Genomic DNA, 14,027 nt, shown 5'->3' on the forward strand with positions numbered 1-14,027 from the left:
CCGATTCTTGTCATATTGATGAACGATGGTCTAAATAAGTAATCCTTTTTATCAGTAGAGATAACCATCTCACCGATTTCTAAAATAGGCGTCATAATCCCTCCTGAATATTATCAAGGGCACTCAAAAGCACCCTTTGTAATATTAAGCAGTGGTAACAGTGACCACGCATTTTGCTGTTTTATTACCATCTTCGGATGTGATAGTGATATTTGCAGCACCTTCAGCAACGCCACGCACAGTGACTACATTTACGAGCTGGGTAACTGTTGCAAAGTTCGGCTTATCGCTTACAGCAGTGTAGTTTTTGTTAGTCGCATCTGTTGGGGTAAATTTGACAGTAAATGTTTTGGTTTCACCCACTTTTACAGACAGAGTAGCTGGCTCGACAGCAATGCTTTCAACAACGATTTCTTCTTGTAGCCATTCAACCGTTTCGGCATCAGCAACTTTTAGCTCACCTGAATAAGTGGAAATTTCTTTTGTTGGAAACTCCATTGACCATGATGTGAATAACATATAGCCCTGAACAACATCAGAACCATCACCTTTCATATCAAGCTGAACCCAGTAATCTGGCTGGCGACCAGCTTTAATTTCATCAAGGATTTCTTTCGCAATATCGAAAGCAGAAGTAGATCCGGTTACACCAGCCTTCTTCAATTCCCCATCAAAACTAATGGTGAAGTCAGCACCAGTGACGATTGATTCTGTTAACCCTTTGATATCATCAGCATTAGACGTTACCGTCTCCATACCAAAATCGAATGACTTGCTTGTTAATGCACCTAAGCGTAAGAACTGATCTTGTGCTGGTACTTGGTCAGGGCATCCTTTTGCAATACGGATAATTCCCGCATTACCCATCACCAACCCTTTTTTGTCAGGACATTGTGACATGTTATAACCTCTTTATTTGCAAATAAAAAAAGGCCGCATAAGCGACCTGTTGAGATGTGTTTAATTTAAGATGTACAGCGGAAAGAGAGCTTGAGGATAAACCGACCTTCTTCTGTCGGGATGGGTCTTGGTAGACCGCCTAAGTTGTAGATTGAATTGAGTTCGCAATCATCGGGAAATTCAGCAACAAAGTTTAGAATTTCATTAGCTCTTATCAATGCAGGCTCAGGATCATACTGCGCAGATACTAGAACAAGCGTCACGAAATCATCGGCGCCCAAATCAGCAAATCGACCACTACCATCATCAGGCTGAATAACGGCATATTGCTGAGTTTTTTCATCTGGTTGCTCATTCCACGTTAAATATTGAACAATGAAACCATCGAGTAAATTACCTCTGTTTAAGTAGCGCTCAAACTTCTCATGTATCATATTTGAAACTCCCGTCTCACCGCATCATCAATAGCCTTGCGTTCATCTTCAAAACCACGAGATAAAAACTCTTTACGAGCACTTGAGCGCCTGAAGTTTTGCTTGATTCTTGGATCGTGAACATAAACCGCGTAGTTTGCTGTGTATCCGACGCGACCGGTTACTCTGGTGCCATTAACAGTGACCTCTCTGAATTGAGAGTTGATAAGTGTTGATGTATCAATAGGTGTGTATATAGCCGCCTGAGCACTACCAATCAATAAAGCCGACTGAATAGCTCTCATCACTCTCTTACCCTGCATATCACCTACAAGCGCTCTAAGGTTTGCGTTAGCCTGAGAAATACCCCTTACTTTTGCTCCCATATCACACCGCCGTTATCAGAGTGTAATCATCTGCAATATGCTCAAATAAGTCTTCATCACGTTTGATGAATTTGATTTCGTCAGCACCAACAGACAACGGATCACCTGAGTGCTTACCGATAGCGATAAAGTCACCTTTTTTAGCATCCGCATATTCAGTCCAGAAAACTAACTTAATGGTGATTTCAGAGCCAATATCCAACTTTCCAGATTTAAGCTCACTACCATAACCGCAAAGAAAATGAACCGGCTCAGAGAATACTGGCTTACCGTTTTTATCTTTCTTTGCTTTCCACAGAGTAGCCCATGAGGTGTAAGCCCAATTTGCAACTGAACTCATTACGACCCCCTACACATACAACCACCTTTCGCTATCCACAAACCAGCGTGAGCAGTTTGAGTTGGATCGGTTGGTATTAAATCATTAGCACAACCGTGATTATCTAAACTACGCAGTAGGGATGTGGCCGCTTTCCATCTATCACCAAACGATTGATACCTAAATGAGCGTGAAGCGCCGTTAGGTGCTGTTTGTGAGCTTATATATTTATCACCTTGACCAAGTGCCATAATTGAAAGCAGATACATCTGGATTAATAGTGCGGTTGCTGATGGATAGTGTTTATCAAGACACTCTTGAATACTGCCTACCTGCTCAATAAGTGCATCGAGAATAAAATCAGGCAATTCTATTCCCTGCCCTGTCAGGTACTCTTTGGCTTGCTCTTTTGTGATCATGATTACCTCACAAAGCAAAGCCCCCTTTCGAGGGCATAAAAAAACCGCTTTCGCGGCTATTCGTCTTTGTCTTTTTTAGACTTGGCTTTTGGTGTGGCTGGAACCAGTTCAGCGGCATTATTAGATAACGCTCTAACATTAGCCTTAAAGGCTGGATGAAGATTTTCTAACTCAACCACCTGACCTTTTTCGACACCATGCCAAGGGATGATAACCTCGTACTTTGTCATTGCAGATCCTTAGCTCAGTTTAGCACCGTAAACCACACCAGACTTGCCGTCACCGTCACGAGTAATTTGCAGACCTGCTGCGCTCATGATTTGGAAGTTATAGTTTTCCTGTGGCATAAAACGAGGTTTAGGAACAACACCTGTTGCCATACCAACTAACGGCGTCACTACATCTTTACGGCGTTGATAAGCGATAAATTCAGAGCCTTTAAGTGCATAAGTAGGACGAATTTCTTTCACGCCAGCATATGGTAGTAACGTATCGATAATGCGACCATTTACCACGCTGTTACCTGCACCAGCACCGACAGAAACAACCACAGGCTTAATTAAGTTACCCCATGCCTCGTAACTCACCCACATAACATCGTAAGCGTCTACTTTGTTGTTGAATGCAGTCTGACCGAACGCACCACCAAAACCAAAGAACGCTAACAATGCAGGCAAGTCAGCTGTGGTTAAATCGATATTAGCACCAGAAGCACCTAAGTCGATTTTCGCTGTGTTGCGGTGATTTTTCAGGCCTTGACCTTTATAACCTTCCACGCTAATTGATGCATCACCATTTAAGAAGTAGTTAACTACTTTCTTATTGAATTGACGCATTTTTGCAGTTTGAGAATCAAGAACAAGGTCAATACCAACTGTACTTAAACCAGCAGCATGACGCCAGTTAACACCAAAACCAGCAGTAAATACTGGGATTGGGTCGCCGTCAGAACCATAATCAGTGTGATCATGAGAGTATGGCGCTTGACCGTCAATGCTGATTGATACGTCATCAGCAATATCGCCAACCACGTTATACAGTTTCGCTGTTTTGCCAATTGGTAACACTGTTTGCAGGCCCATTAAATCATTGACGATTTCCATGCCTGTTTCTTGGTCGCGCAACTGAATAATGTTGTTATCAACTTCTTTCCAAAAGTCCTTAGAGAAACCACCTGACTGGTTTGCTGCTAGAGTCTCACCATCCATAACGCTTTGATATTGGTTAATCATCAAGTTATGTTGTGTGTTATAGATATTACGTGTAGCCCATAAGCTATCCCACTGGCGTTGCAGTCGGCTATTTGTTGCTAAAGTTTCAGCAGTATAAAACATAGTTTTTTCCTTTTAATTACGCAGCAGCCACAGTGCCAACACGAAAGCGAACACGAATGAAATCATCAGCTTTTAGCGTCACTTCATCCTGAGAGTAGCCAATTACTGATTCCGTATCAGCGGATGCAAGAGCGCCTTTACCGCTAGCACCAAGATTGATCGGAGAGTCTTTTTTATAAGTGCCAGCAGGAACCAATACGGCCAACTCTCGGCCTTCTTCTAGATATTCACCAACTAGAGAATCACCAGCAGGAATGCCATCACGAATAGATAGCCCTTGGTGATATGCTGGATTAGCTACATAAATGCGACCGGATAATGCGGTGGCTTGAGCGAACTCATTGTCTGCGTTAATAACAACAAAAGTGCCCGGCAACGTAACCGCTTTTGCTGCACGAGTTTCTGTGATTGATTTGCCGTCAAGGTTTACACGGCGATAGCGACTAGTAGCCATTATTTAGCACCTCCAAAGTATTCCGCATAGTCTGGTGCTCCAGTTTGCTCTTGCTGTGCGCCTGAGTTGCCAGCCAAACTTGCTGCGTCACCAATTTGTTTATGCATGTCGATCAACGCCTGACCTTGCAGTGAGTTTGCAACTACTTCACCATATTTTTCAGCAACGGCTTTACGCATTTCGGTTTCTTCTGCACGTTGATTTGCGGTTAATGATTCTTCCAGCCTCTTGTGGTTAACCTGTAATGCATCAACCTTTTCGTTAATTGGCTTTAGTTGCTCAGCAAGGTTCGCTGCTAATGCCTGAGTGATATCACCTACTAGTTCTTTCTTTTCTTCTTGAGTTAAAGGCATGTCGCCCTCCGTGCTATTATTGATTGCAGGGCTTGCCTGCGGTTTACTGAAAGCTGATTTAAGTTTGTTTGTTACAACCTTTACCCATGACTCTTGTCGCTCAACTTCTACGCCTTGCGTGCCAAAGGTGATGTTGCCATTTTCATTTGTGTAGGAATGTAGCTTTGCATTACCGCCATCGATAACGATTACTGCATGAGTGTCTGTGAAATCCGATACCCACGCATAACCATTACCAACAACGAACTGTTTCTTTGCAGCCATTTCAAGGCGATGTGATTTTTCACGATAAGTTTCACCAACCAGAGCGCCGCTGTTAGTTTTAACCTCTGTGGCTTGGTCAGCATTAACCATCATGCCAACACCTTGAGTTGGTGTTGCGGCTCCTGATTCATAAAGCAGAATTGCGTCATGATCCATGCTGTGTATCTTTGCAATCCAGTTATAACCCTGTGCTTTCTGCTCTTCGTTTGCTTCAATCTGCTCAAGAAAGACAGCAACGCTCGTATGAATTGGCTCTGAACTTTCACCACTTTCAATCGCTTCGACGCGCTGAAGAACTTCTTTACCGCCTTCTGATTCTTTGGCCTTGTCTACATCTATCCACTTTTCTAAATAGATGCGATTACCGACCTTGGAAACATTTCTATTTGCCGCACCGATATACCCAACATTAAGGCCTTCGAAAGAAAGCGCTGATACAAACTGACCATCAAGCGTGGGATGCCCTAAAGGCGCTGGAGTACCTTCTAATTCTCGGTAATGAGCGTCAATCTCACTGGATGGATATAATCCACCGTTCATAATGACGTTTGCTGGGAGCGTGTAACTTGGGATGATAATGTGTTCACGACCGTTGTATGTCTCACGCCGAATAGATGCGCTATTAACTTTTGTCGTGACGTTTACTTGAATTGGCATCAGTTATTCCTCCGCCCATTGATAACCACGTTTATTCATGGCCTCTTTTTCCTCTAACAGTTTATTGATGAGAGTCTTGTTGTAAGGCTTGCCGTCTTTATCAACAAGAACGGTTACAGTTGAGCATTTGCAGTTAATTGAATTAGCATCACGAGCCCACCAGTCACGTTGCTCATCAGACGTAAACATCTTCCCGTGCCTAGCGGCATGATTAGCTCTTGTTGTTGGGCTTAGTGCGGAGATATGAATTTCACGAGTTTCAAGGTTAAGCATTTCCTTGGCTTCGTCAGCTTCATCTAATCGCGCGCTACGCAACGCACTTGTTATCTCTGTTCTTGCTATCCGATTGGCTCGACGAGTTTCAATGCCAGCCTGATTGGTTAGGTTTCTAGCCACTTCACGAGGATTTAAACCTCTGGCAATACCATCCGTAAGAATGCGAGCCATGTCAGCTTTAACCTGACCAGACAGCCCTTTCATCTCTTCGAACACACGAGCGCGAACTAGAGCCATTCTTAACTGATATGGTTCACTCATCAGTATCGTCGCAACACTTTGTTGAGTAGCTGCGTAGGAAGTTGATTGTTGCGCTAGATTTGCGTACTGCTGCGCTGTTCCTCTCTCGTATGCTGTACTGACGTATTCGAGGAAAAGAAAGTTACCGAACTCGCCACCATTCAGAAGCACCTCATCAACCATTAGCTCGCCATCTCTCAATAGTATTGATAGATAGTTAGGGTCTAAATCGAATTGGTATTTTCTATTGACGATTGGCTCAGAGGGGACTCTATTAAGAAGTTGAATGTAGCCTTTTGATATTCTTCGAATGCGTTTCGCAAACTCTCTCATTGCGCCACGTTCTAATTTATCAACTGATGTTGGATCAGCTTTCGTTCCGGGTCTTATCGCCGTCCTTATTTTCTGCATCTTCATCAGTTTCACCTAATGGCTCTTCACTATCATTTTCATAGCCAGCCGCCGTCCTAATTTCTTCGACACTAAACACCGGCTCACTAGTAGCTAGAGCAGTTTGATTAATTCGGCTCATCTTCTCAGCGCTATCAAGCTTTTCAATAGCTGATTGCTCGTTTAAATCATCCCAAATAACTGTTTTCTCACCGATAGGATCTAGTACCTTGATATTAATTAGGTGGTCTATGAAGTCCTCTATCTCAAATGAGAGTTCGCTTTCTCTGCGTGATTGGCATCGAGCGTTGAAATACTTCTGATCTTCGGTGCTGGCTCTTTCGCCCGTTTGCATACCAACAAGTATTTTGGATGGAATATCCATTGCGGCTGATGCGGTTTGTAGGTTAACCATATAGGTTGGTGTCGGATCAGATACGGCAGTGACCATAGGGCTAACATTCGCACCCTTCGTAACAAGAACCGAATCATTACCTGCGTTGATTTCTCTTGCTACTTCATTATAAATTTCCTGCAACCCAGCAATGTCAACGCCATACATTCTTGCCATCTCATCAAGACTGGCTTCCTTTTCGTAGTTGATATTTAGCTGTCTTGCTGCGTTTTTAAGGAATGACTCACCAGAACCCCCCTCAACCTTTTCAAGACTTACAAAGGCGTTATAGGCAGGCTCAAGAAAGCCGATAGCGTCAACTGAATAATCACCTAGAATGAAAATCCTATCCGGATGAATATTGATATTTCTAGTCCCACCATTTGGTAGCGTCTCCGTGTACTGCCACATGCTAGGTTGACCGTAATTAGGAGAATTAATGTCAGTCACCCAATCAGTAGGCTTAATTGCATTCGCCCATGCTGGCGTTGCTTTTTTAAGTAGTTTTGATTTCGTGACAGGCTCATGCCACTTCCCACCATCATTGATATGAAGAATTAAACCTGCGTAACGACCGACAAGTCGCTTCTGATCCGCTTCTTTGAACGCTTTCCAAATACGCTTATTCACGTACTTTTTAAATGAAGCCTCCCAAGCGGTTTCTTTCTTGTATTTATCTGCTTTGTCACCTTCAATCACTTGAGGTGATGTTTTCCAGCAATTACCTACGAGTTTTGTTACCCCACCAAAAGCAATACCACCACGGCGAAATAGCTTATACAAATCCTCAAAGGTTAAATCTTGTTTGAATCCGTACTCACACCAAGCAGATGAGCGTTTCGCATCAAGCCCCATGGTTGGATTAACCAAAGCCATACGGGCACGAGCTATCGCATCACTCACCATGTGATTGACGGCTAGTTTCATGTTTTCTTGCATTATCGCCTCAGTAATCGTTTTGGAACAATCATGCCAATAGCTGACGGTTCACTTAATTCAGTCAGAGCATAAACAGCTGCGTCAAGCCTATCTGGTGATTTCTTGGCAGTTTGCGGAACATATTCCATCATCTGGTTTTCTAGCTTAAATAAGTTTCCACTATGGCAAACTCTACCTTGTGCATATAAGGCTGATATTGGCTCTGCACGAGCAAACTTACCCTTGCTGGCGTGAATTCTTATTACTCTTCCTTTGAATCCAGCGTTAACCAGAGTGTCCTCTGCCATATCGCCGCCTTGGTTAGTTTCAATGACTATTGCGTCAGCCTTATGATGCTCATAGGCCCATATCGCTTTTGTCGCCCACCCATTAGGTGAGTATTTACCGCTGTAATCACCATCAACTGTAAACTGTCGCTTATCTCCGCCGCCGTATACACTTGCAACGGCAATACCGGTTTCGTCACTCTCATCTGAGTTTGTAGCTTGCGGGTCAATAGCCACCACAGTTCGAGCCAGCTTCTCTATGATGTTCAGCTCACGAGCTACACCGATCATTTGCTCATTCCACAGAGCGCCTTCCTCGTTAAATCTTCGAGGTCTCTGCATATACTGCGCTTCAAATGTTCTGCGGTGTGACTCTAAAGCCGATCTGTGCGATTCGTTATGTTTAAACTCCCACAGCCAGCCATCATCAAGCCCATGCTTGATAGGTATAGCGTGCGTATTTTCAGGAAATAACTCTTGATACGATTGCGAGTTATCTATGAACACTGGTAAGTAAAGGTGATGCCATTTCTCACCAGAGCCACCACGTAGTAGATATCCGCTCAAATCGTGATAATGAATGCGTTGCATGATCACAATCATCGGTGTTGTTTCAATGGCTAATCGTGATTTGATTGTTTCGTTAAACCGATTATTTACACCATCACGAACAGTCTCGCTGTACGCATCATCTGGTTTTACAGGGTCATCTATGATTAGCGCACCTTGCCATCCAGACTCCATATGACCAGCTCGAAAGCCTGTTACCTGCCCTGCTGCTGATGAGGCATAAACACCGCCACCAAAATCATTCCACCACATAGCCTTACTGTCAGCATCATCGCGCAAAGTCATTGGCCACATAGATTGGAATGCTTGTGACTTAACCATACTTCTTGTTGTTGATGAGTTGAGTAATGCTAGGTTATGAGAGTATGAGAGATGCATAAAACGGGCGCGATTATTTATCGCCATGCCTCGCCCCATCATGTTAATGGTTGCGAGTTCTGTTTTTGTGTAACCAGGAGGAACATTAATAATTAGCCTTGTAATCTCTCCACTAATAACTCTATCCAGCGCGTTCTGTATTGCGTGGTGATGGGGTGCAACTATCATCTTCCCACCAGTGCGTTGTTTGAAGAAGTATCGAGAGAAGTACAGCCCGCTTTCTTCACACTCTAACTTACGTGCAAAGTTTCTTTGCTCAACAGTCGTCCTCATTTAGCATCTCCTGCCGAGCGTTCTTATACTCATCTTTGGTTAAAGCTAACGCTTCTATTGGCCCACCATTTTTGCCAGTAAGCTCTGTTTTCTTAGGAGCTTCCCAACCCTGCATATCAGCCAGTTGTTTAATCGCCGCCTTCGGATCATGAAGCTTTAACTTAATGCCATCTTTACTTGCCGTAAGTTCAGATATTGCCGCTAGTGCTTTAGGGTCTTGCAATGCAGAGTCTTTAAATCTCCACACAGATTGAATAACTGGATTACCGTCGTCATCCGTTCCCATCTTATGCTCACTGAATTCAACCATTTCTGATACTGAACTACGTCCAATAGAAGAAAGTCTCTCTAGCGCTTCCTCACGGCTCATAATCGCATTAGAAATGGCCACCTCATTCATTGCATCTAAGAACGATTTAACCTTAGGATTTCTTAGGATCTCACTTGCTGATGAGTATGCTGTGTCGTCAGTCTTTGCCTTGTAGCCAGCTTGCTTGTAAGCATCTATTTGATTGAGTCCTTTCAAGATGCCTAACACGAATTTCTGTTGTAACTTTGTTAGGGCATCAAAAAGAACTTTCTGCTCATCTGTGAGCGTTGGTTTATTTTGAGCCATACCTTTCCCTTAATATTTACTGTTCAACCACTGGCACATATTTAATATCACTAATCTCATCAGGTGAGATGTATACCCATGATCCATCGAGTGATGCGATACCGATTAACCCATTAGTCACGCGAGGCTCTTTAGTGGTCATCATGCCTTCGTAGGTTGTGCCGTCTTTCTTAGTTGCTATTACGTGATATTTATTCACTACTCAACTCCACTTCTTGGCCTTCAAGCACAATCTCTTTCTTGTAGCAGAGCTTTACTAACCAAGTGCTGTTAATTAAAGCGCCGATAATAAACAATGGATACATGTAACGGCGCAGTGTCATTTTGTAATGCAGTGTTCCTGTTTTCATATCCCACCCAATAAAAAAGGCCACTAAGGCCTATTCATGTGATGCAACTTTTAGTGCATCGGTAATTTATTGATTTACAAGCAAAGCTCAATTTTGAGCCTACGCAGCCAATCTATGCATCTCATCGAGTAATGGTTGCTTATGGTTTTTATTAAACAACTTAGTTAATTCATCCTTTCGTTGTTCAAAGCTCCATCCCATTGAGATAAACACTGTGTTGGCTCTTTGCAATTCAGTTACGCAATGTATTTGCTCTGGGGTTAGGTAATCACGAATAGGCTCTTTCTTTCCTATTTCGTTATGAACACGAAACTTAGCAGATGTCATACCAAGCACAATGCGATTAATTAAGTCTGCCTCGTTACTGAAGTGATGAGGTGAAATAGTTTTGCCTTGCTCTTCTCTCGACTTTTTAACTGCATCAGTCATTGGCTTATATTCCAATCTTGATGTGTTTCTATCTAGTTTTTTAGCAGCCAAAGCAGACCGCATTTTAAAGAATTCAGAAACAAGCCTTTTCTTAAACGCTCTAACGACATCATTATTACGCATGTATGTAATTAACAATGTCGCCTGATGTTCATTGAGTAACGCCACCTGTTGTTTCTGTCGTCCACCATCGGTATCAAAGGATCGCATTTCAAATGCTACCCTTCCAAACTCATTAAGGTCATCGACATAGTGACGAACAAGCTGAATGACTGTTTTGTGTTTCTTTTTAACTCCATCAGCAATTGCAGAAGAGCTAGTTAACAAATCAAACTTTTTAATTTCCACTAAAGACATGGTGTATTTCCTTATAGAAAAGCGAACCTGTTCACCAGAAATAACCGCCCCACAGAAAACACCATTAACGGTTTTTCTCAGGTTCGACTTTCTGTAAGGTTCTGTGAGTGTTTTTAATTGCGCGGTGAATGCGCCGATGAAATGCGTAGAGTTCGCAACCATCATCACGTATCACTACGTTACTTTGGTCACTTACGGCTTACCCGTCAGCAAGAAGGATCACCTCCTGTCACCTTGTCGGGGTTATTCTTTTGGAATGCTTTTATCCAATTCTTCACGGAATTGAGTTGGGTTATCGAAACCTTGTGCTGCCATGATATTTCTCCATTAAAAAGCCCCGCTATTGCGAGGCTCGTTGTTGCTCTTTCGGTTGTTTATTTTTCTATGGTTATACTGGTCTTGTTGAAATATAGAATCCACTCATAAATGATGAGATTGCAGTAAATAACAAATAGTGTTCAGGAAACAAGCATTGGGAAGCAATAACCAAAAGAGCACCAAATAAAACTGCTATAGCTCTTTTCCCAGAGAACACTAACAGAAATAAATCACTTTTCATTTCATCACCTGTCGTTGTTGTTCAATTTCCCGTATTGCTTTCTTATCTGAATTACATTGCTCAATAACCGATAAAAGGGAGATGTTTAACATTAATGATTCTCCCCATGTCATTTGTTCTGGTATGTATGGCAATAGACAATCAGCGGTTAGGTGTGCCGGTATCGCTATGTGCTCCACTGGCACGTATTCTTTCTGAATAGTCGTGCATCCTGATAAGAGCGTCATTAGGAATAGCAGTATTGGCGCAATCATTATTGACAAGAACAGTTTTGATAACCGTTTTAACTTTTTCAGAATCCACGGCTGACCTATTCCGCTCTTCGCTATTAAGTGATGAGACATTGTTGATAATCCTGAATGTACGGTTGGCGTTTTCTGTGATTGAGTTTTGGCGAGATAACTGACTGGTTGCTGTGTTGTAATCTTTGCTCAGTTTGTCGTAATCATCTATTACCCACCATAGCCAGAATGCAGATATTGCCAGTAGTCCAGAAAATACCTTAGTTAGCGTACTCATGCTGGATATGCCTTATGGGTTAATTGGAAATGAGGGCCATCTTTAAATGTTTTCCAGTTACCGCCCCATTCGATATCAACACCTAGCTCTTTCGCCGCTTGCATCATGGCATCAGCTACTTTTTTAAAGTATGACCAATCGTTCCAAGGGATCTGATTATTTACCAGCGGAGCACAATCAACAGCGTGACCAGTTAAGTGGCGACTATTCATCGTTTGGCTTTTGCCACTTGCAACTAATTGTCGCTGTCTGGCTTCGTTGCGCTTACCTTCAATCACCATAAAATCAATATCGGTAATTTCTAATGCTCGATGTACTACCTTAACTAAATCAGGATGAACGCCACGGAGGTTTTCTTCACTGCGTCTGCTTAATCTAAACTTACTCACTTTTCACCCCCACTTTATTTTTAATCATATTGCTTGCCTTCTCTACACCCCAATAACCAATCATCACGCTGGTGAAATAAGCTAAGTCTGGGTTCATACCAAGAAGAGAGAGTAGGTCTTTAGCGAACCAACCCAAGAAGGCGCATAAGAATCCATCTAAAAGCGTCTTCTTCCACCCACCTCCGTTATACATCCCTCTCAATATCGCGACAGTTCCAGCCAAACCAGCAAACATTCCTTGCTCTTTATATTGAGATAGATAACTAAATACCTGATCCCAAAATTCAGGGGTTTCTTTCATATTTTGCATACTCACCCCCTATTTGGAGGAATTAGTTAATAGAACGCCGACTCACATATTTTGAGTGAATGTGATAACGAGGGTAATTGTTATGTGGTCGGCATATACGAAAAAAGACCGCCTAAGCGATCTTCTAAATGAGTTGTTCGGAATAACCGAACATGTGAACTTGTAAGGATTACTTACAGGTTCGTATCTATGAATATAAAAAGGCCACGCATGGCGACCCTTAGAATATTCACCTATTGGGATGGTGTTACTACGATATTTTGAACTAGTCGGTCAGACCGACAGGTTGAAATGTGAACTATCTGGTAATTCCGGATGGTTGGATTTTAACCCAGCCATTGGCTGAGTTCGGATTTTAGATACAAAAAAAGCCCGATATCTCTATCAGGCTTTCAGTGCTCTTTGCTTTTACGAGCGAGCATACACTAAATATACACATTCATAACTTATTTTCAAGCAATTTCAGAAATATTTTTATATTCAACTCCAAGCCGTGAGCGCTCTCTCGCTATTTCATCTTGTAGCACCATATATAACTTCGCATTAAATAATGTAATGCACCAACGAACACGATCAATACATTGCTTAGGGGTAAGCCAAGGTGCTATTTGCTGTTGAATGTAATTTGCGAGTGTTTGCATCGTATTTCTGCCAAGATAGTAATCGGTAGCAACGACATAAACGGGATTGGACTTGTCGAACGCTTTCAATATTGCTTTCTCTACAAAATCAGCTTCATCTACATCGTTGGCGCGCTGAAACATGTTGCTGAGTGATTGCTTGGGAAATAATATTGATTTGGCTTTTTCTTCAAGTTCATTTCCTGTGTAACCTTCCTTTTTTAGTTGTTCAAATACCTTGGTGAAGCGTTCTATATTTTCTCCTGACCATCCAGTAACAAATCGCCATATGCCTCCAGATCCCCAAGACAACCCAAGATAACTATCATCTTTCATTTCTCCAGCCCACAGAGATATGATTGCTCTTACCCATCTATCTTGTGACGGAGTTAACCTCCTTGCCTTACCTAAATATGATTTTCGAGGTGAGTCTGCTACATACCTATAAATATCTGGCTTACATTCCCTCATCTCGCCTCCGGTAATACTGTGTGATAATCATCATTCGCAGTTGTATATAGGACTCTGACACCATCCATCAGCCCGCATAATACTTCCATGCATTCAGCAATCTGGATTACACAGAAGTTAACTCGACCGCCTGATCTGGATTTTAAATATCTTGCTTCTTCAATAGCTGCGATTAAGTCAGT

General features: G+C 42.4%; 23 protein-coding genes and 1 pseudogene. 1 reads left to right on the forward strand and 23 read right to left on the reverse strand.

Annotated features, from left to right (window positions below; genetic code table 11):
- From ABN212_RS18945 to ABN212_RS18235, 17 genes and pseudogenes are all read right to left on the reverse strand, one after another.
- A pseudogene (locus tag ABN212_RS18945) lies at positions 1-95 on the reverse strand (DUF6246 family protein); the annotation flags it as partial.
- A 49-nt stretch (positions 96-144) separates the two neighbouring features.
- Positions 145-900: an Ig-like domain-containing protein gene (locus tag ABN212_RS18160; RefSeq protein WP_349443536.1), complete on the reverse strand. Its 756-nt coding sequence runs from the start codon at positions 898-900 to the stop codon at positions 145-147.
- A 65-nt stretch (positions 901-965) separates the two neighbouring features.
- On the reverse strand, positions 966-1,334 hold the full coding sequence (locus ABN212_RS18165; protein WP_070487015.1) for a phage tail termination protein: 369 nt from the start codon (positions 1,332-1,334) through the stop codon (positions 966-968).
- Entirely contained in the window at positions 1,331-1,699 is a 369-nt protein-coding gene (locus ABN212_RS18170; RefSeq protein WP_349443537.1) for an HK97 gp10 family phage protein, read from the reverse strand. The genes ABN212_RS18165 and ABN212_RS18170 overlap by 4 nt, the downstream gene beginning before the upstream one ends.
- A gap of 1 nt (position 1,700) precedes the next feature.
- Complete coding sequence (locus ABN212_RS18175) at positions 1,701-2,039, reverse strand: hypothetical protein (RefSeq protein ID WP_196571663.1); 339 nt, start codon at positions 2,037-2,039, stop codon at positions 1,701-1,703.
- Positions 2,039-2,437 carry a DUF7370 family protein gene (locus ABN212_RS18180; protein ID WP_349443538.1) on the reverse strand — a complete coding sequence of 133 codons (399 nt, stop codon included), beginning with the start codon at positions 2,435-2,437 and terminating at the stop codon, positions 2,039-2,041. Before ABN212_RS18180 ends, ABN212_RS18175 begins: the two co-directional genes overlap by 1 nt.
- 56 nt (positions 2,438-2,493) lie before the next feature.
- The gene (locus ABN212_RS18185; protein WP_174815280.1) at positions 2,494-2,667 is read right to left on the reverse strand and encodes a glycoprotein; all 174 of its coding nucleotides are present in this window, start codon (positions 2,665-2,667) and stop codon (positions 2,494-2,496) included.
- Between the two features lie 9 nt (positions 2,668-2,676).
- Positions 2,677-3,771, reverse strand: a complete 1,095-nt coding sequence (locus ABN212_RS18190) for a major capsid protein (protein WP_185901955.1) — start codon at positions 3,769-3,771, stop codon at positions 2,677-2,679.
- A gap of 16 nt (positions 3,772-3,787) precedes the next feature.
- Entirely contained in the window at positions 3,788-4,225 is a 438-nt protein-coding gene (locus ABN212_RS18195) for a phage cement protein (RefSeq protein WP_349443539.1), read from the reverse strand.
- Complete coding sequence (locus ABN212_RS18200) at positions 4,225-5,499, reverse strand: hypothetical protein (RefSeq protein WP_349443540.1); 1,275 nt, start codon at positions 5,497-5,499, stop codon at positions 4,225-4,227. Before ABN212_RS18200 ends, ABN212_RS18195 begins: the two co-directional genes overlap by 1 nt.
- A gap of 3 nt (positions 5,500-5,502) precedes the next feature.
- The gene (locus tag ABN212_RS18205) at positions 5,503-6,432 is read right to left on the reverse strand and encodes a phage minor head protein (protein ID WP_349443541.1); all 930 of its coding nucleotides are present in this window, start codon (positions 6,430-6,432) and stop codon (positions 5,503-5,505) included.
- Complete coding sequence (locus ABN212_RS18210) at positions 6,383-7,738, reverse strand: anti-CBASS protein Acb1 family protein (protein WP_349443542.1); 1,356 nt, start codon at positions 7,736-7,738, stop codon at positions 6,383-6,385. The genes ABN212_RS18205 and ABN212_RS18210 overlap by 50 nt, the downstream gene beginning before the upstream one ends.
- Positions 7,738-9,225 carry a DNA-packaging protein gene (locus ABN212_RS18215; RefSeq protein ID WP_349443543.1) on the reverse strand — a complete coding sequence of 496 codons (1,488 nt, stop codon included), beginning with the start codon at positions 9,223-9,225 and terminating at the stop codon, positions 7,738-7,740. Before ABN212_RS18215 ends, ABN212_RS18210 begins: the two co-directional genes overlap by 1 nt.
- The gene (locus tag ABN212_RS18220) at positions 9,209-9,841 is read right to left on the reverse strand and encodes a terminase small subunit (RefSeq protein ID WP_115370291.1); all 633 of its coding nucleotides are present in this window, start codon (positions 9,839-9,841) and stop codon (positions 9,209-9,211) included. The genes ABN212_RS18215 and ABN212_RS18220 overlap by 17 nt, the downstream gene beginning before the upstream one ends.
- Before the next feature lie 16 nt (positions 9,842-9,857).
- The gene (locus tag ABN212_RS18225) at positions 9,858-10,040 is read right to left on the reverse strand and encodes a hypothetical protein (RefSeq protein ID WP_004247755.1); all 183 of its coding nucleotides are present in this window, start codon (positions 10,038-10,040) and stop codon (positions 9,858-9,860) included.
- Positions 10,033-10,191: a hypothetical protein gene (locus ABN212_RS18230; protein WP_349443544.1), complete on the reverse strand. Its 159-nt coding sequence runs from the start codon at positions 10,189-10,191 to the stop codon at positions 10,033-10,035. The genes ABN212_RS18225 and ABN212_RS18230 overlap by 8 nt, the downstream gene beginning before the upstream one ends.
- A 99-nt stretch (positions 10,192-10,290) precedes the next feature.
- The gene (locus ABN212_RS18235) at positions 10,291-10,977 is read right to left on the reverse strand and encodes a Rha family transcriptional regulator (protein ID WP_349443550.1); all 687 of its coding nucleotides are present in this window, start codon (positions 10,975-10,977) and stop codon (positions 10,291-10,293) included.
- Positions 10,978-11,118: 141 nt separating this feature from the next.
- Between ABN212_RS18235 and ABN212_RS18240 the strand changes: the two genes are divergently transcribed.
- Positions 11,119-11,403 (forward strand): hypothetical protein, encoded by a 285-nt coding sequence (locus ABN212_RS18240; RefSeq protein ID WP_349443545.1) that lies wholly within the window; start codon positions 11,119-11,121, stop codon positions 11,401-11,403.
- Between the two features lie 129 nt (positions 11,404-11,532).
- On the opposite strand, the gene lysC is transcribed toward ABN212_RS18240, so the two are convergent.
- From lysC to ABN212_RS18265, 6 genes are all read right to left on the reverse strand, one after another.
- A complete protein-coding gene (lysC, locus tag ABN212_RS18950; protein ID WP_432807473.1) occupies positions 11,533-11,790 on the reverse strand; it encodes an Rz1-like lysis system protein LysC in 258 nt (85 codons plus the stop codon).
- A complete protein-coding gene (locus ABN212_RS18245) occupies positions 11,678-12,055 on the reverse strand; it encodes a hypothetical protein (protein WP_349443546.1) in 378 nt (125 codons plus the stop codon). Before ABN212_RS18245 ends, lysC begins: the two co-directional genes overlap by 113 nt.
- Complete coding sequence (locus ABN212_RS18250; protein WP_109391053.1) at positions 12,052-12,444, reverse strand: M15 family metallopeptidase; 393 nt, start codon at positions 12,442-12,444, stop codon at positions 12,052-12,054. The genes ABN212_RS18245 and ABN212_RS18250 overlap by 4 nt, the downstream gene beginning before the upstream one ends.
- Positions 12,437-12,754 (reverse strand): phage holin, lambda family, encoded by a 318-nt coding sequence (locus ABN212_RS18255; RefSeq protein ID WP_235365180.1) that lies wholly within the window; start codon positions 12,752-12,754, stop codon positions 12,437-12,439. Before ABN212_RS18255 ends, ABN212_RS18250 begins: the two co-directional genes overlap by 8 nt.
- A 452-nt stretch (positions 12,755-13,206) precedes the next feature.
- Entirely contained in the window at positions 13,207-13,710 is a 504-nt protein-coding gene (locus tag ABN212_RS18260; protein WP_349443547.1) for a hypothetical protein, read from the reverse strand.
- 131 nt (positions 13,711-13,841) lie between these two features.
- A partial coding sequence (locus tag ABN212_RS18265; protein ID WP_349443548.1) for a hypothetical protein occupies positions 13,842-14,027 on the reverse strand: 186 nt, incomplete at its 5' end.

Origin of the sequence: Proteus genomosp. 6 (assembly GCF_040139785.1) — a bacterium.
Lineage (GTDB): Bacteria > Pseudomonadota > Gammaproteobacteria > Enterobacterales > Enterobacteriaceae > Proteus.

Excerpts from the sequence above, each read along its gene's own strand:
- ABN212_RS18160 (WP_349443536.1), bottom strand. The coding sequence starts at position 900 with ATGTCACAATGTCCTGACAAAAAAGGGTTGGTGATGGGTAATGCGGGA.
- ABN212_RS18165 (WP_070487015.1), bottom strand. The coding sequence starts at position 1,334 with ATGATACATGAGAAGTTTGAGCGCTACTTAAACAGAGGTAATTTACTC.
- ABN212_RS18170 (WP_349443537.1), bottom strand. The coding sequence starts at position 1,699 with ATGGGAGCAAAAGTAAGGGGTATTTCTCAGGCTAACGCAAACCTTAGA.
- ABN212_RS18175 (WP_196571663.1), bottom strand. The coding sequence starts at position 2,039 with ATGAGTTCAGTTGCAAATTGGGCTTACACCTCATGGGCTACTCTGTGG.
- ABN212_RS18180 (WP_349443538.1), bottom strand. The coding sequence starts at position 2,437 with ATGATCACAAAAGAGCAAGCCAAAGAGTACCTGACAGGGCAGGGAATA.
- ABN212_RS18185 (WP_174815280.1), bottom strand. The coding sequence starts at position 2,667 with ATGACAAAGTACGAGGTTATCATCCCTTGGCATGGTGTCGAAAAAGGT.
- ABN212_RS18190 (WP_185901955.1), bottom strand. The coding sequence starts at position 3,771 with ATGTTTTATACTGCTGAAACTTTAGCAACAAATAGCCGACTGCAACGC.
- ABN212_RS18195 (WP_349443539.1), bottom strand. The coding sequence starts at position 4,225 with ATGGCTACTAGTCGCTATCGCCGTGTAAACCTTGACGGCAAATCAATC.
- ABN212_RS18200 (WP_349443540.1), bottom strand. The coding sequence starts at position 5,499 with ATGCCAATTCAAGTAAACGTCACGACAAAAGTTAATAGCGCATCTATT.
- ABN212_RS18205 (WP_349443541.1), bottom strand. The coding sequence starts at position 6,432 with ATGAAGATGCAGAAAATAAGGACGGCGATAAGACCCGGAACGAAAGCT.
- ABN212_RS18210 (WP_349443542.1), bottom strand. The coding sequence starts at position 7,738 with ATGCAAGAAAACATGAAACTAGCCGTCAATCACATGGTGAGTGATGCG.
- ABN212_RS18215 (WP_349443543.1), bottom strand. The coding sequence starts at position 9,225 with ATGAGGACGACTGTTGAGCAAAGAAACTTTGCACGTAAGTTAGAGTGT.
- ABN212_RS18220 (WP_115370291.1), bottom strand. The coding sequence starts at position 9,841 with ATGGCTCAAAATAAACCAACGCTCACAGATGAGCAGAAAGTTCTTTTT.
- ABN212_RS18230 (WP_349443544.1), bottom strand. The coding sequence starts at position 10,191 with ATGAAAACAGGAACACTGCATTACAAAATGACACTGCGCCGTTACATG.
- ABN212_RS18235 (WP_349443550.1), bottom strand. The coding sequence starts at position 10,977 with ATGTCTTTAGTGGAAATTAAAAAGTTTGATTTGTTAACTAGCTCTTCT.
- ABN212_RS18240 (WP_349443545.1), top strand. The coding sequence starts at position 11,119 with ATGCGTAGAGTTCGCAACCATCATCACGTATCACTACGTTACTTTGGT.
- lysC (WP_432807473.1), bottom strand. The coding sequence starts at position 11,790 with ATGATTGCGCCAATACTGCTATTCCTAATGACGCTCTTATCAGGATGC.
- ABN212_RS18245 (WP_349443546.1), bottom strand. The coding sequence starts at position 12,055 with ATGAGTACGCTAACTAAGGTATTTTCTGGACTACTGGCAATATCTGCA.
- ABN212_RS18255 (WP_235365180.1), bottom strand. The coding sequence starts at position 12,754 with ATGCAAAATATGAAAGAAACCCCTGAATTTTGGGATCAGGTATTTAGT.
- ABN212_RS18260 (WP_349443547.1), bottom strand. The coding sequence starts at position 13,710 with ATGAAAGATGATAGTTATCTTGGGTTGTCTTGGGGATCTGGAGGCATA.